This is a genomic window from Streptomyces sp. NRRL F-5755, from assembly GCF_001279365.1.
In the GTDB taxonomy this organism is placed as follows: domain Bacteria; phylum Actinomycetota; class Actinomycetes; order Streptomycetales; family Streptomycetaceae; genus Streptomyces; species Streptomyces rimosus.
On the sequence record NZ_LGCW01000081.1, the window covers coordinates 13937 to 29175 of the forward strand.

At 73.3% G+C, this 15239-nt stretch carries 13 protein-coding genes; 6 read left to right on the forward strand and 7 right to left on the reverse strand.

Annotation, left to right across the window (positions count from 1 at the left end):
- Positions 1-35 precede the first annotated feature (35 nt).
- Positions 36-1037, forward strand: a complete 1002-nt coding sequence (locus ADK86_RS11170; protein ID WP_053696437.1) for a hypothetical protein — start codon at positions 36-38, stop codon at positions 1035-1037.
- Between the two features lie 41 nt (positions 1038-1078).
- On the opposite strand, the gene ADK86_RS11175 is transcribed toward ADK86_RS11170, so the two are convergent.
- Entirely contained in the window at positions 1079-1846 is a 768-nt protein-coding gene (locus ADK86_RS11175) for a TetR/AcrR family transcriptional regulator (RefSeq protein ID WP_053696438.1), read from the reverse strand.
- A gap of 160 nt (positions 1847-2006) precedes the next feature.
- On the opposite strand from ADK86_RS11175, the gene ADK86_RS11180 reads away from it, so the two are divergent.
- Positions 2007-3020 (forward strand): ATP-binding cassette domain-containing protein, encoded by a 1014-nt coding sequence (locus tag ADK86_RS11180; protein WP_053696439.1) that lies wholly within the window; start codon positions 2007-2009, stop codon positions 3018-3020.
- On the forward strand, positions 3017-3838 hold the full coding sequence (locus ADK86_RS11185; protein ID WP_053696440.1) for an ABC transporter permease: 822 nt from the start codon (positions 3017-3019) through the stop codon (positions 3836-3838). The genes ADK86_RS11180 and ADK86_RS11185 overlap by 4 nt, the downstream gene beginning before the upstream one ends.
- A gap of 80 nt (positions 3839-3918) precedes the next feature.
- Here ADK86_RS11185 and serC read toward each other — a convergent pair whose 3' ends face one another.
- The gene (gene serC, locus ADK86_RS11190; protein ID WP_053696441.1) at positions 3919-5037 is read right to left on the reverse strand and encodes a phosphoserine transaminase; all 1119 of its coding nucleotides are present in this window, start codon (positions 5035-5037) and stop codon (positions 3919-3921) included.
- Positions 5038-5054: 17 nt separating this feature from the next.
- Positions 5055-6134: a helix-turn-helix transcriptional regulator gene (locus ADK86_RS11195; protein WP_053696442.1), complete on the reverse strand. Its 1080-nt coding sequence runs from the start codon at positions 6132-6134 to the stop codon at positions 5055-5057.
- A 74-nt stretch (positions 6135-6208) separates the two neighbouring features.
- On the opposite strand from ADK86_RS11195, the gene ADK86_RS11200 reads away from it, so the two are divergent.
- From ADK86_RS11200 to ADK86_RS11210, 3 genes are all read left to right on the forward strand, one after another.
- The gene (locus ADK86_RS11200; protein WP_053696443.1) at positions 6209-7567 is read left to right on the forward strand and encodes an FAD-binding oxidoreductase; all 1359 of its coding nucleotides are present in this window, start codon (positions 6209-6211) and stop codon (positions 7565-7567) included.
- A gap of 61 nt (positions 7568-7628) precedes the next feature.
- Complete coding sequence (locus ADK86_RS11205) at positions 7629-10514, forward strand: FAD-binding and (Fe-S)-binding domain-containing protein (RefSeq protein WP_053696444.1); 2886 nt, start codon at positions 7629-7631, stop codon at positions 10512-10514.
- A gap of 245 nt (positions 10515-10759) precedes the next feature.
- Entirely contained in the window at positions 10760-11764 is a 1005-nt protein-coding gene (locus ADK86_RS11210) for an EamA family transporter (RefSeq protein ID WP_078951994.1), read from the forward strand.
- Positions 11765-11876: 112 nt separating this feature from the next.
- Here ADK86_RS11210 and ADK86_RS11215 read toward each other — a convergent pair whose 3' ends face one another.
- The 4 genes from ADK86_RS11215 to ADK86_RS11230 form a co-directional block, all read right to left on the reverse strand.
- Positions 11877-12110 carry a ferredoxin gene (locus ADK86_RS11215; protein WP_199834386.1) on the reverse strand — a complete coding sequence of 78 codons (234 nt, stop codon included), beginning with the start codon at positions 12108-12110 and terminating at the stop codon, positions 11877-11879.
- 4 nt (positions 12111-12114) lie between these two features.
- Positions 12115-13359 (reverse strand): cytochrome P450, encoded by a 1245-nt coding sequence (locus tag ADK86_RS11220; RefSeq protein ID WP_053696445.1) that lies wholly within the window; start codon positions 13357-13359, stop codon positions 12115-12117.
- 72 nt (positions 13360-13431) lie between these two features.
- The gene (locus ADK86_RS11225) at positions 13432-14223 is read right to left on the reverse strand and encodes an ABC transporter permease (protein WP_053696446.1); all 792 of its coding nucleotides are present in this window, start codon (positions 14221-14223) and stop codon (positions 13432-13434) included.
- The gene (locus tag ADK86_RS11230) at positions 14223-15227 is read right to left on the reverse strand and encodes an ATP-binding cassette domain-containing protein (RefSeq protein WP_053696447.1); all 1005 of its coding nucleotides are present in this window, start codon (positions 15225-15227) and stop codon (positions 14223-14225) included. Before ADK86_RS11230 ends, ADK86_RS11225 begins: the two co-directional genes overlap by 1 nt.
- Between the last annotated feature and the right edge of the window lie 12 nt (positions 15228-15239).

The window sequence follows — 15239 nt, forward strand, 5'->3', positions numbered from 1 at the left end:
GCGGGCCGGCCGCACCGAAGTGGCAAGCTGACCCCATGCGTTCGCTACTGTGCGCGGCCGGGGCCGCGGGGATACTGCTGTTCGCCGCGGCCGGGCCGGTGGCGGCCGACGACGGCGGGGACGGCTTCACGATCACCGATCCGCGGATCAAGGAGTCCAGCGGCCTGGCGGCCAGCCGGACGCACCCCGGGGTGTACTGGACCCACAACGACAGCGACGACGGCCCGTACGTCTATGCGGTGGACGGCCGCACCGGCCGTACGGTCGCCACCGTCACCCTGCGCGGCATCGGCGACCCGCGCGACGTGGAGGCGATCTCGGTCGGCCCGGACGGCCATGTGTACGTCGGCGACATCGGCGACAACCTCGGCGGCACGTGGAACCACGTCTGGATCTACCGCTTCCCGGAGCCGCGGCAGCTGCGCGACCAGACGGTCACGGCGGCGCAGCTCACCGTCACGTACGACGAGGGCCCGCGCGACGCCGAGGCGATGATGGTGCATCCCAAGACCGGCCGGGTCTACATCGCCAGCAAGAAGAAGAGCGGCGGCGCCGCCCTGTACGAGGGCCCGGAACGCCTGTCGTCGCGCGGTACGAACACCTTCCGCCGGATCGCGGCCATCGACCAGTGGGTGACCGACGGCGCGTTCTCCCCGGACGGCACGCGGCTGGTGCTGCGCGGCTACTTCGGCGCGGAGATGTACCGCTGGCAGGGCGGCCGCCCGAAGGACATCGGAAGCGTGGGCGTACCGCTCCAGATGCAGGGCGAGTCCGTCAGCTTCACCCCCGACGGACGCACGCTGATGTTCGGCTCGGAGGGGAAGTCCAGCCGCGTACAGCCGGTGGGCCTGAGCGGCGACCAGCTGCCGGAGTCGGCGGCGAAGAATTCCGACGGGAAGACCGGCGACAAGGGCGGCACCGACGACCGGAGCCAGGACGGCCCCGGCAAGAACCGCAACGTCCTGCTGGCGGCGGTGACGTTCGGGGTGGGGGCGGTGGTGGTGCTGGGCCTGCGGAGGGTGTTCCGGCGGAAGTGAGCGGCCGGCGGCCACCGGTTGCGGGTGGCTGAGCGCCCTGCTCAGCCGCCCTGCTTCTCGATATAGGCCGCGATCCCGTCCAGCAGCCGCCCCAGCCCCAGTTCGAACAGGGCGTCGCCTTCGTCGCAGTCGTCGTCGAAGGCGAACGTGTCCTCGGAGAGCGCGGCGAGGTGCGGGTAGCGGCCGCTTTCCATGGCCTTGACCAGGAACGGGCCCTGGATCTTCCACCATTCCTCGTCGGTGATGCCGGTGCGCTTCTCGGCCATCGCCGAGTTGAGGCGGGTGCGCGCCGCGCCCGCGACATAGCCCTCCACGATCGTCAGCAGGCGGATCTTCTCCCGGTCGGGCAGGGCGACGCCCGACAGCCCGCGGATGGTGTACTCCAGCGCGTCGACCGAGTTGGGGCCCAGCAGCGGGCGCGTCTGGTCGACCTGGAGCAGCCAGGGGTGGCGGTGGTGGAGCTGCCAGGCGCGGCGCGCGACGTTCTCCAGGACGGCCCGCCAGCCGGCCTCGGGCCCGGGGAAGTCGTCGGCGCCGAACGCGGCGATCTTGTCGAGCATCAGGTCCAGCAGCTCGCCCTTGCCGGGGACATAGCGGTAGAGCGACATCGTGCCGACGCCCAGCTCGGTGGCGACCCGCCGCATCGACACCGCGCCGATCCCCTCGGCGTCGGCGACCGCCACCGCGGCGGTGACGATCCGGTCGAGGGTCAGGCCGGGCTTGGGGCCGCGGGTGGGGCGCTCGCCGGTGCCCCAGAGCAGCTCCATGCTGCGTGCCGCGTCGCCGCTGCCACTGTGTTCTGTCGTCATGGTGCGGCCAGTCTATGCCGCCGGCCAAAAATTGAGTACGGCGTACGCGGTGATCGGGTAGGGTGGGCCACGTTACTGAGTACGCCGTACCCAATTCCGGGGCCGGCGCTCAGCGCCCAGGGCTCGGTGCCCGGGGCGGACGAGGAGGACGGGGAGGCGCATGAACACATCCGACGTGGCGGTGCTGGCGGAGGGGCTGGCCAAGCGGTACGGGGACAAGCGGGCGCTCGACGGCTTCGACCTGGCCGTACGGCGCGGCACCGTACAGGGCCTGCTCGGGCCCAACGGGGCGGGCAAGACCACCGCCGTCCGCATCCTGGCGACGCTGCTGCGCCTGGACGGCGGACGGGCGACGGTCGCCGGGCACGACGTGGCGCGCGAGCCGCACGCCGTACGCCAACGGATCGGCCTGACCGGGCAGTACGCCGCCGTGGACGAGATCCTGACGGGGCGGCAGAACCTGGAGATGTTCGGGCGGCTGTTCCACCTGGACGGGCGGCGGGCGCGGGCCCGCGCCGACGAGCTGCTGGCGCGCTTCGGGCTGGCCGACGCGGCCGGCAAGCAGGTCAAGCACTACAGCGGCGGCATGCGGCGGCGCCTGGACCTGGCGTCCAGTGTCCTGCTCGCGCCCGAGGTGCTGTTCCTGGACGAGCCGACCACCGGCCTCGACCCGCGCAGCCGCAACGAGGTCTGGGAGACCGTACGGACCCTGGTCGCGGGCGGTACGACCGTCCTGCTCACCACGCAGTACCTCGACGAGGCCGACCAGCTGGCCGACCGGATCGCCGTCATCGACCACGGCCGGACCGTCGCGGAGGACACCCCGGACGGCCTCAAGCAGGGCATCGGCGGCGACCGCATCCACGTAGTGGTGCGCGACGCCACCGAGCTGCCGCGGACGGCGCGGATCGTGGCGCGGGTGGCGGCGGACGGCGCCGCGCCGGACACGGACGTGGCGGAACGGCGGGTCGGCGCGCCGGTGGCGGACGGCGTGGCGGCGCTGACCGAGGTGGCACGGGCGCTCCAGGACGCGGGGATCGGGGTGGCGGACATCGGGCTGCGGCGGCCGACGCTGGACGAGGTGTTCCTGCGGCTGACGGGGCACCGCACCGCGGCGGGGGAGCCGGACGATGCCGGAGCCGGCCGTACGTACGGGACGGAGGCCGCCGCATGAGCACCCCCGCCCCCGCACAGCTCCCCGAACGGCGCCTGTACTGGGCCTTCGCCGACTGCTGGACCATCGTCCGCCGCGACCTGACCCACCTCGTCAAGCAGCCCGTCAACATCGCCTGGCAGCTGGGCTTCCCGATCGTCTCCGTCCTGCTCTTCGTCTATGTCTTCGGCAGCGCGATGGACGTCGGCGGCGAGGGCTCCTACCGGGACTACGCGATGCCCGGGATGTTTGCCATGACCATGGCGTTCGGCTTCATGAACACCGCGATGCTGGTCGCGGTCGACAAGGACCGGGGCGTGACCGACCGCTTCCGTTCGATGCCGATGGCGCGGTCGGCGGTGGTCAGCGGGCGGGGCGTCTCGGATGTGTTCGGCGCGGCGCTGGACCTGGCGGTGCTGGCGCTGATCGCCGTCGTCGTCGGCTGGCGCTCGGACGGCGGCGCCGTCGCCACGCTCGCCGCGTTCGCCCTGCTGCTGCACCTGCGCTTCGCACTCATCTGGGTGGGGGTGCTGCTGGGCCTGCTGGTGCCCAACCAGGAGGCGGCGGGCGGGCTGTTCGCGCTGGCCTTCCCGTTCGGCATGATCTCCAGCGTCTTCACACCGCCGTCGATGATGCCCGACTGGCTCGGCGCGATCGCGATGTGGAACCCGGTCTCCTCGACGGCGAACGCCGTACGGGAACTGTTCGGGCAGCCCGGCACCACCGGCGGCAGCTGGATCGAGCAGCACGCCCTGCTGATGGCGGTCGTCTGGCCGCTCGTCCTGACCGCGGTCTTCCTGCCGCTGGCCGTACGCCGCTTCCAGCGCCTGAGCCGCTGAGAGGGCCCTTGGGCACAGCACGACGGCCGGGCCCCGGCGGGTGCGTCCCGCCGGGGCCCGGCCGTCCGGGGCGAAGGCCCCTACAGCTTGGTGATCACGTAGTCGATGCAGGCGGTCAGCGCCTCGACATCGGCCGGGTCGATCGCCGGGAACATCGCCACCCGCAGCTGGTTGCGGCCCAGCTTGCGGTACGGCTCGGTGTCCACGATGCCGTTGGCGCGCAGCGCCTTGGCGACGGCCGCCGCGTCGATCTCGTCGTCGAAGTCGATGGTGCCGATGACCTGGGAGCGCTTGGCCGGGTCGGTGACGAACGGCGTCGCGTACGGGGACTCCTCGGCCCAGCCGTACAGCGTGCGCGAGGAGGTGGCGGTGCGCCGTACCGCCCAGTCCAGGCCGCCCTGGCCGTTGATCCACTCCAGCTGCTCGTTGAGCAGGAAGAGGGTGGACAGGGCCGGGGTGTTGTACGTCTGGTTCTTCAGCGAGTTGTCGATCGCGGTCGGCAGCGAGAAGAACTCCGGCACGTGCCGGCCGGAGGCGTGCACCGTGCGGGCGCGCTCCAGGGCCGCGGGGGAGAAGACGCCGATCCACAGGCCGCCGTCGGAGGCGAAGGACTTCTGCGGCGCGAAGTAGTAGACGTCCGTCTCCGCGATGTCCACGGGCAGGCCGCCCGCGCCGGAGGTGGCGTCCACCAGGACGAGCGAGCCGGCGTCCGCGCCCGCCACGCGCTTGATCGGGGCGGCGACACCGGTCGAGGTCTCGTTGTGGGTGAAGGCGTAGACGTCCACGCCCTCCTCCGCCTTCGGCTCCGGGTGGCTGCCCGGGTCCGCGGAGATCAGCGTGGGCTCGGCCAGCCACGGCGCCAGCTTGGCGGCCTTGGCGAACTTCGAGGAGAACTCGCCGAAGGTGAGGTGCTGGGACTTGTTCTCGATCAGACCGTGGGTCGCGATGTCCCAGAAGGCGGTGGAGCCGCCGTTGCCGAGGACGACCTCGTAGCCCTCCGGCAGCCGGAACAGCTCGCGCACGCCGTCGCGGACCTTGCCGACCAGGTTCTTGACCGGAGCCTGGCGGTGGGACGTGCCGAGCAGAGAACGTCCGGTGGCGGCGAGGGCGTCGAGCGCCTCCGTACGCACCTTGGAGGGGCCCGCGCCGAAGCGACCGTCGGCGGGCTTGATGTCAGCGGGAATCTGGATATCAGCCACGGGCGAAGCGTAATCCGTCAGGGGGCCGGCGCAGGACCGGGGTCCACCGGGTGAGACGGATCGGACACCGCCGCCGGACCGGTTCCCCCGTGACCGTCTTCCGCTTCCCCGGCCTTGCCCTGCCCGGCGTCCGCGCGACCGGCCTCCGCGTACATCTCACCGACCGAGGCCGCCGCCCGCGCCAGCTCCGCCCGCGCCTCCGGCGGTTCCAGCACCTCGACCGTCGTCGCGAACTGGAGCAACTGGCGCACCGCGCGCAGCTCTTGCAGCGCCAGTTCGACCGTCACCCACGGACCGCCGGTGTCGCATGGCGGCTCCACCAGCGCGGGCCCCATGATCCGTACGAACAGGTCCAGCCGCGGCCGCAGCACCCGCGCCGTCGCCCGGAACCCCGCCGGCCGCTCCTCCACCTGCCGCCGCAGCACCTCCCACACGTCCGCCAGCTCCACCCCCTCCCGGCGCCGCACCGGCGTGTCGAGCACCGTGGCCGCGGCCACCCGGTCGGCCCGGAACAGCTGGGAGCGCCGCCGCCGGTCCGCGACGAGGTACCAGGTCCCGGCCTTGGAGACGAGGCCGTACGGATCGACGGTGTACGTACGTGTACGGGTCTCACCGCTGTGCCGGTACCGCAGGCGCAGCCGCCGGTCGGCGAACACCGCGGTGTGCAGCGTGTCCAGGTCCACCGCGGGCCGCGGGCCGGACAGCCAGCGCCCGGGATCGACCAGGATGCGGCGGCTGGTCAGCTCGGCGGCGGGCCGGTGCGGCGCGGGCAGCGCGGCCATCACCTTGCGCAACGCGGACCCGAGCGCGTCATCCAGCCCGAGCGCGCGGTGCGCCCCCTCGGCCGCCAGCACGAACAGCGCCCGCGCCTCTTCGGTGGTCAGCCCCGTCACATCCGTACGGAATCCCGGCAGCAACGCGATACCACCGTGCCGCCCGCGCTCCGCGTACACCGGAACTCCGGCCGCGGACAGCGATTCGATGTCGCGGTAGATCGTCCGGACGGACACCTCCAGCCGCGTGGCCAGCTCGGCGGCGGGCACCCGGCCGCGGGTTTGCAGGAGGAGCAGGATCGAGAGGAGGCGGTCGGATTTCACGCGGTCCAGTCTTCCGGAAAGCCCGCCGGAAAACTTGACGGCAGGTGTCAGGTTATGGCGCGAGAGTCCTGGTCATGAACCTCACGAACGACACCGTTCCCGCAGCTTCCCCCACCCTCGCCGAGCTGGCCGCCCAGCTCACCGGCGTCCTCCTCACCCCCGGAGACGACGGCTACGACGAGGAGCGCTCCGGCTACCAGACCGCGTACTCCCACCGCCCCTCGGTGATCGTCGGCGCGGCCTCGGCGGCCGACGCCGTGGCGGCGGTGCGCTACGCCCGTGCCCACGGACTGCCGGTGTCCGTGCAGTCGACCGGGCACGGCCTGGCGGCGGCCGGCGACGGGGGCCTGCTGATCAGCACGCGCCGGATGGACGAGGTGCGCGTCGACGCGGAAGCCCGGACCGCATGGACCGGGGCGGGTGTGCTCTGCGGCCAGGTGGTCGAGGAGGCCGCGCCGTACGGGCTGGCGCCGGTGAACGGGTCGTCGCCCGGGGTGGGCGTCGTCGGGTACACGCTCGGCGGGGGGCTGGGCATCCTGGGGCGGGAGTTCGGGTACGCGTCCGATCGCGTCCGGACGGTGGAACTGGTCACCGCCGACGGGGAGTTGCGCCGGGTGTCCGCGGCGCGCGACCCGGAGCTGTTCCGGGCGCTGCTCGGCGGCGGTCACGGGCTGGGCGTGGTGACCGGCCTGGAGTTCGGGCTGGTGCCGGTGGAGCGGGTGTACGGCGGGCAACTGGTCTTCGGCGCCGACCTGGTGGACGAGGCGCTGGCCGCGTACCTGGCATGGACGGAGAACCTGCCCGGCGAGCTGACCTCGTCGGTGGGTCTGATCGCCTACCCGGACGTGCCCGCCATGCCGCCGCACCTGCGCGGGCGCTACCTCGCCCACATCCGGATCGCCTACACGGGCACGGCGGAGGACGGCGAGCGGCTGGTCGCGCCGCTGCGCGCGGTCGGGCCGCGGGTGGCCGACACGCTGCGCGACATGCCGTACGCCGAGTCCCACACCATCCACCAGGACCCCACCACGCCGCACGCCTACGACGGTGACAGCGTGCTGCTCAGCGGCCTGGACGCGGACGCGCTGCGCGCGGTGGCCGCGCTGACCGGCCCGGACGCCCCGCTGATGACCGTGGTGCAGCTCAACCACCTGGGCGGCGCGCTCGCGGAGGGCGGCGGCTCCGTCGGCCACCGGGACGCGCGCTATCTGTTGCGCCTGCTGTCGCCACTGGACGGTACGGACGTGGCGGCCGCCCGCGCGCTGCACGCGGAGGTACGCGGGGTGCTGGCGCCCTGGGCGCTTGGCCGCAGCGTCAACTTCCTGTTCGGTGATCACGGTGACAAGACGGCCGACGCGTACGAGGAGCCGGTGCGTCGGCGGCTGGCCGCTGCCAAGGCCGCGTACGACCCGGAGAACCTGTTCCGGGCGTAGGGCGCCAAAGCGCGGGCAGCGGGCGGGGGAGTGCCCCCGGCCGAGTGGGCAGGCTGGGTGCATGGCTGATCGTACGCAGACACGCGGGACGCGGGACGGGACACCGGACGGGACGCGGGAGCTGGCACGGGAGCTGTCGGCCGCCGTGCGCGGCGAGGTCTCGGCCGCCGCCGGGGACCGGGCGCTGATGACCATGGACGCCTCCAACTACCGCCGGGTGCCGCGGGCGGTGGTCGCGCCACGGGACGCGGAGGATGTCGCCGCCGTACTCCGCGTGTGCCGCGAGCGCGGCGTGCCGGTGGTGCCGCGCGGCGGGGGCACGAGCATCGCCGGGCAGGCCACCGGGCTGGGCGTGGTGCTGGACTTCACCCGCCATCTGCGGCGGATCGTGTCGCTCGATCCCGAGGCCGCCACGGCGGTCGTCCAGCCGGGCGTGGTCCTCGACGACCTGCGGGCGGTGGCCGCCGTACACGGCCTGACCTTCGGCCCGGACCCGTCCACGCACAGCCGCTGCACCCTCGGCGGCATGATCGGCAACAACTCCTGCGGCTCGCACTCGGTGGCCTGGGGCACCACCGCCGACAGCGTGCGGGAGCTGGAGGTGCTGACGTACGGGGGCGAGCGGCTGCGCGCCGGGCGCGGCACGGCGGCCCTGGACGCGCTGCCGCAGCGGCTGCGGGACGGCGTACGGGAGCTGGTGAACGGCGACTTGGCGCTGCTCCGCACCGGATACCCGGACCTCCCGCGTCGCATCTCCGGCTACGCGCTGGACGCCCTGCTCCCGGAGCAGGGGACCGACCTGGCGCGGGCGCTCACCGGCAGCGAGGGCACCCTCGGCGTGCTGACCGAGGCCACGGTCGCGCTGGTCAGGCCGCCCGCCGCCAAGGTGCTGGCGGTACTCGGGTACGCGGACGAGAGCGCGGCGGCCGAGGCGGCGCACACGCTGCTGCCGTACCAACCCCTGACCGTCGAGGGCATGGCCGCCGACCTGGTGGGCAGCGCGGCGGGGCTGCCCAAGGGCGGCGCCTGGCTGTTCGTCGAGATGGGCGGCGACGAGCCGGGAGAGGCACTGGCCCGCGCCGAAAAACTGTGCCGCGACGCGGGCACGGCGACGACCGACCACACCGTCGTCACCGACCCGGCACGGCAGCGCGCCCTGTGGCGGGTGCGCGAGGACGCGTCCGGCACCGCGACCCGGATGCCCGACGGCTCGGAGGCGTGGCCCGGCTGGGAGGACTGCGCCGTGCCCCCGGAGCGACTGGGCCCCTACCTGCGGGACTTCCGTTCCCTGCTGGCCCAGCACGGCCTGCGCGGCACGCCGTACGGGCACTTCGGCGACGGCTGCATCCACGTCCGTATCGACTTCGACCTGCTGACCGCGCCCGGCATCCGCCGGTTCCGGGAATTCTCCGGCGACCTGGCGGAGCTGGTCGTGGCGCACGGCGGCTCGCTCTCCGGCGAGCACGGCGACGGACAGGCCCGCGCCGAACTGCTGCCGAAGATGTACGGACCCGAACTGGTCGGCCTCTTCGGCCGCTTCAAGGACCTGTGGGACCCGGCGGGCGGCCTGAACCCCGGCATGCTCGTCCGGCCGGACCGGATGGACGCCAACCTGCGCTTCGCGCCGCTGCCGAAGCGCCCGGTGGACGTGGAGTTCGGCTACCCGCACGACGGCGGTGACTTCTCGGCGGCGGTACGGCGCTGCGTCGGTGTCGCCAAGTGCCGTAACGCCGCCCCCGGCCCCTCGGCCGTCATGTGCCCGTCGTACCGCGCCACCGGCGAGGAACGGCACTCCACCCGGGGCCGCGCCCGGCTGCTGCACGAGATGCTGGCGGGCGAGGTGGTCACCGACGGCTGGCGTTCCGAGGAGGTACGGGACGCGCTGGACCTGTGCCTGTCCTGCAAGGGCTGCCGCAGCGACTGCCCCGTGGGCGTGGACATGGCCACGTACAAGGCCGAGTTCCTGCACCACCACTACGCCGGGCGGCTGCGGCCCGCCGCGCACTACTCGATGGGACGGCTGCCGCGCTGGCTGCGCGCCGCGGCCCCGGTCGCGCCGCTGCTCAACGCCCTGGCCCGGACCCCGCTGGCGGGCGCGGCCAAGCGCCTGGGCGGCATCGCGCCGCAGCGGGCGATCCCGGAGGTGGCCACCGAGCCGTTCGTACGGTGGTGGGCGAAGCGGACGCCCGCACCGGCCTCGGCGGGACCGGCGCTCCTCCTGTGGCCGGACACCTTCACCAACTACCTCGCACCCGAGGTCGGCCGCGCCGCCGTACGCGTACTGGAGGCCGCCGGCCTCTCCGTCCGGCTGCCACCGGTGCAGCGCCGCCCCCTGTGCTGCGGCCTGACCTACATCTCGACCGGCCAGCTCGACCAGGCGCGCGCGGTCATGCGCCGTACGGTGAACGCCCTCGACCCGCTGCTCACCGACGGCACCCCGCTGACCGTCCTCGAACCGAGCTGCGCGGCGGCCCTGCGCACCGACCTGCCCGAGCTGCTGCCCGACGACCCGCGCGCGGCACGGCTGGCCGCCTCCGTACGCACCTTCGCGCAAACCCTGGAGGAGCGGGCGCCCGCCTGGGAGCCACCGCGCCTCGACCGCCCGGCCGTCGGCCAGACCCACTGCCACCAGCACGCCGTGCTGGGCGAGGCGGCCGAACACCGCCTCCGCGAACGGGCCGGGCTGACGGGCGGCCTGAGCGGCGGCTGCTGCGGCCTGGCCGGAAACTTCGGCTTCGAACGCGGCCACTACGACGTGTCCGTGGCCTGCGCGGAAGAACAGCTCCTGCCGTCCGTACGGGAGGCCGCCCCCGGCACGGAAGTCCTGGCGGACGGCTTCTCCTGCCGCACCCAGATCGCCCAGCTCACCGACCGGCGAGCCCGCCACCTGGCGGAGGTGTTGGCGGAGGGGGTGATGGGTGGGGGTGAGGCGAACGGGGAGGGGTGAGGTGGGTGGGGGCGCGGGCGGTGAGGCGGGTGGGCCGGGGCTGGAGCCGAGGCCGGAGCCGGAACCCGGCCCGCCCGCGCGCCTCCTGGAGGCGAATCGAACGTGATCGTCCCCCCGGCGGGGGCTTACCCAGGGGTGGCCGCGGCGAAGCCCCCGGGCCGGTGGGACTCCTGGCGCGGTGTGCCGGGCACCCGCCCCGGAAAACCGCATTTCACGGCGTGCTCGGCGGGTCGTAGCGTGGGCCTGTGAACGAGTCGCGCCACGAGTCCAGCAACCCCCAGTCCGCCGGTCAGGCGGGTGCCCCGGCCGGGGGCACCGCCGCCGGTCTGCCGCCCGTGCCCCCGGTTCCCGAGCCTGTACCGGCCTCCCCGGAGGTCCGCGCCGCGGAGCGGGACGCGGCGGCGAGCGGGCGGCTGGTGTCCATCGCGCTGGTCATCGGCGGCATCATCTCGCTCCAGTTCGGGGCCTCGGTCGCGGTGCTGCTCTTCCCGCGGGCCGGTGCGCTCGGTGTGGTCACGCTCCGCCTGGTCGTCGCCGCGCTCGTCCTGATGATCGCCTGCCGCCCCAAGGTGCGCGGCTACTCCCGCGGCGACTGGGCCACGATCGTCGCCTTCGGTGTCGCCCTGGTCGGCATGAACTCGCTGTTCTACGAGGCCATCGACCGCATTCCGCTGGGCGCCGCCGTCACGCTGGAGTTCATGGGCCCGCTGATCCTGTCGGTGGTCACCTCGCGGCGGGCGCTGAGCCTGGTGTGGGCGGCGCTCGCGCTGGGCGGTGTCGCCCTGCTCGGCCGGGAGGGCTTCGACGGGCTGGACCCGCTCGGCGCCGGGCTCGCCCTGTCGGCGGGCGCGCTGTGGGCCGCGTACATCCTGCTCTCGTCCCGTACGGGTCAGCGCTTCCCGCAGGCGGACGGCCTGGCCCTGGCGATGGCGGTGGCGGCGCTGCTGAGCCTGCCGCTGGGCATCACCAGCGCGGGCACGGCCCTGCTGGACCCGGTCACGATCGGGCTGGGCGCCGCCGTCGCGCTGCTGTCCTCGGTCACGCCGTACACCCTCGAACTGCTCGCCCTGCGCAAGCTGCCCGCTTCCGGCTTCGCCGTGATGATGAGCCTGGAGCCGGCCGCCGGGGCGCTGGCCGGCTTCCTGGTCCTGCACCAGTCGCTGGGCTGGGCCGAGGTGGTGGCGATCGGGCTGGTGGTCCTGGCGAGCGTCGGTGCCGTACGGAGCACGAGCGGGGCCGGGAAGGGCTGAGACGGGCCCGGTGCGGGCTGACCGCGCGTCGGTACGGGCCGAGCCGGGTCCGTACGCGCGAGAGCCCCCCACCGGTGCGGTGCGGGGTTCTCGGCCCGGAGTGCCACGGTCCTTACGGGTCCGTGGGTTCCGGGGAGTGGAGGGTGATGGCTCCGGCGGGGCAGAGGCCGGCGGCCATCCGGGCGGCGGCCCGGTGTCCGGGGGCCGGTGCGGGGTGCTTGAGCACCACCAGGCCCTCTTCGTCGTCCTGGTCGAAAACATTGGGAGCGGTCAGGGCGCACATCCCAGCGCCGACGCAGCGGTCACGGTCGACGCCCAGACGCAGCCGCTCTTGTGGATCGCTCATGGGGCTACTCCTTGTCCCAGGTGACGGGCAGGCTGATCACGCCGTAGATGTTGGCGCGGTCGCGCAGCGGCACCTCCTGCGGCGGCACCGCGAGGCGCAGGGTGGGGAAGCGGGCGAAGAGCGCCGGGAACGCGACGGTCATCTCGACGCGGGCGAGCTGCTGGCCGAGGCACTGGTGGGGGCCGTGGCCGAAGGAGACGTGCCCGGTGGCCTTGCGGTGGATGTCGAACCGGTCGGGGTCGGGGAACTTCAGCGGGTCGCGGTTGGCGGCCTGCACCGAGACGGTCACCGTCTCACCGGCCCTGACCAGCTGGCCTTCGATCTCGACGTCCTCCAGGGCGGCGCGCGGGATGGGGTCGGCCACGCTGAGGTAGCGCAGCAGCTCCTCGACGGTCTGCTCGGCGAGGCCCGGGTCGGCGCGCAGGGCGGCCAGCTGGCCGGGGTTGCTGAGCAGGGCGAAGGTGCCGAGGCCGAGCATGTTGGCGGTGGTGTCGAGTCCGGCGGCCAGGAGCACCCCGCCGACCCCGATCAGCTCTTCCTCCGTGAGGTCGGAGGTGGTCAGGTCGCTGAGCAGGTCGTCGGTGGGCTCGGCGCGCTTGGCGGCCACGAGTTCGCCGATGAACTGCCCGACGGCGGCGAACGCCGCGCCCCTCGCCTCCGCGTCCGCGGCCTGGTCGAAGAGGATCGCCACATGCTCCTGGAAGCGGTCCCGGTCGCCGTACGGCACGCCGAGCAGTTCGCAGATCATGAGCGCGGGCACCGGCCGCGCGAACGCCTCCACCAGGTCGACGGTGGGTCCGGCCTGCTCCATGGCGTCCAGGCACTCGTGGGTGAACTGCTCCACGCGTTCGGCGAGCCGACGCATCCGGCGGACCGTGAACTTGCCGGTGAGCAGCCGCCGGTAGCGGGTGTGCTCGGGGGCGTCGAGGCCGAGGAAGTCGCCGGCCGGCGCCGGCGGCACCGAGGTCATCTCCTCCATGCCCGGCATCGGTACCGGCAGGTGCAGGAGTTCGTAGCGGGAGCTGAAGCGCGGGTCGGACAGGACCGCGCGGGCCGCGGCGTGGCCGGTGGCCAGCCAGCCTATGTGCCCGTCGGCGTAGCGCATGCGGCGCAGGGGCCGGTCGCTCAGCGCGGTGAGTTCGCCGGGCGGGTCGAAGGGGCAGCCGGTGCGGCGGTCGGTGGGCAGGGTGGGCGGTTCTCCGGTGGTGCCGTCGGCGGTGGTGTCGGGGGCCGTCGGGTTGTGCGACATAAAATCCTCCTGTGATCGCCGTGCGGGATGTGGATCGTGCTCATCGGTGAAGTGGCTTGAGGGGAGCGGCCGTTACCGCTTGGCGCCGGTCTTGAAGGTGCGGCGTGCCCACAGGTAGCCGACCAGGGAGAGCCCCGCGCACCAGGCGAGGGCGATGACCGCGCTGGAGCCGATCCCGGTGCCGAGCCACAGGCCGCGCAGCGTCTCGATGATCGGCGTGAAGGGCTGGTACTCGGCGAACCAGCGCAGACCGGCGGGCATCGACTCGGTCGGCACGATGGCGCTGCCGAGGAACGGCAGGAACGTCAGCGGCATCGGGATGTTGCTGGCGGTCTCGACGTTCTTGGCGACCAGGCCGATGCCCGCGCAGAGCCAGGTCAGCGCCAGGGTGAGCAGGGCGAGCAGGCCGATGGCGGCGAGCCATTCCACGGGTGTCGCGCTCGGGCGGAAGCCCATCAGGAGGGCGACGCCGGTGACCAGCGCGATGCTGACCATCGTCTGGAGCACGCTGCCGACGACATGGCCGGTCAGGAACGAGGCGCGGGAGATCGGCATCGTACGGAAGCGGTTGACGATGCCCTCGGTCTTGTCGCTGCACACGCTGATCGCGGTGGTCAGGGCGCCGGACGTGGCGGCCATCAGGATGATGCCGGGCGCGAGGTAGTCGATGTAGTCGCCGCTGCCGGTGGGCATGCCGCTGATGCCGGTGCCCAGGGCGCTGCCGAAGACGTAGTTGAACAGCAGCAGCATCGCGAGGGGCATGATGACGACGGTGAGCGTCAGGGACGGGTAGCGCAGCGCCTTCTTCAGGTTGCGCCGCAGCATCGTCCTGGAGTCCCGAGCGGCGCACGACAGGGTGGCCATCAGACGTTCTCCTTGGACGGGGCGGCGGTGCCGGCCGGGTGGGGCTGACCGGTGAGGGTCAGGAAGACATCGTCGAGATCGGGGGTGTGCACGGTGAGCGACTCGGCCTGGACGCCGGTGGTCTCCAGGGCGTCGAGGACGGCCCGCAGGTTCGGGATGGAGCCGTCGCTGGGGATCTGGAGGGTGAGGGATTCCTCGTCGCGCGTGGCGACGCCGAAGATGTCCGCCGCGGTGTCCAGGACCCGGGTGTCGGCGAACCGCACCCGGATATGGCCGCCGGGGATGCGCTGCTTCAGCTCGTCGGCGGTGCCCTCGGCGATCAGCCTGCCGTGGTCCAGTACGGCGATCCGGTCGGCGAGCTGGTCGGCCTCTTCGAGGTACTGGGTGGTCAGGAAGATGGTCACGCCGTCGTCGGCGACGAGGCCGCGGATGATCTCCCACATGGTGCGCCGGCTGCGCGGGTCGAGTCCGGTGGTGGGCTCGTCGAGGAAGATGATCCGCGGATCGCCGACCAGGGTCATCGCCAGGTCCAGCTTGCGCCGCATACCGCCGGAGAAGGTGACGGCGGTCTTGCCCGCGACCTCCGACAGGTCGAAGCGGCGCAGCAGGTCTCTGGCCCGCCGCTTGCCCTCGCGCCGGTCGAGGTGGTGCAGGTCCGCCATGAGCAGGAGGTTCTCCTCGGCGGTCAGCAGGTTGTCGACGGCCGAGAACTGGCCGGTGACGCCGATCGCGGAGCGCACCGCGTCGGCGTCCCGGGTCAGATGGCGGCCCGCGACCCGGGCTTCGCCCGCGTCGGCGTCGATGAGCGTGGAGAGGATCTCCACCGTGGTGGTCTTGCCGGCACCGTTGGGCCCGAGCAGCGCGAAGATGCTGCCTTCGGCGATGTCCAGGTCGATGCCGTCGAGCACGAGCTTGTCGCCGTAGGACTTGCGCAGTCCGGTGGCGGTGATCGCCGACGCCCTCGTGGGGGCGGCGCCGGGCGCGGAGGTCTGGGTGACTGTCATGCCGTTTTCCCT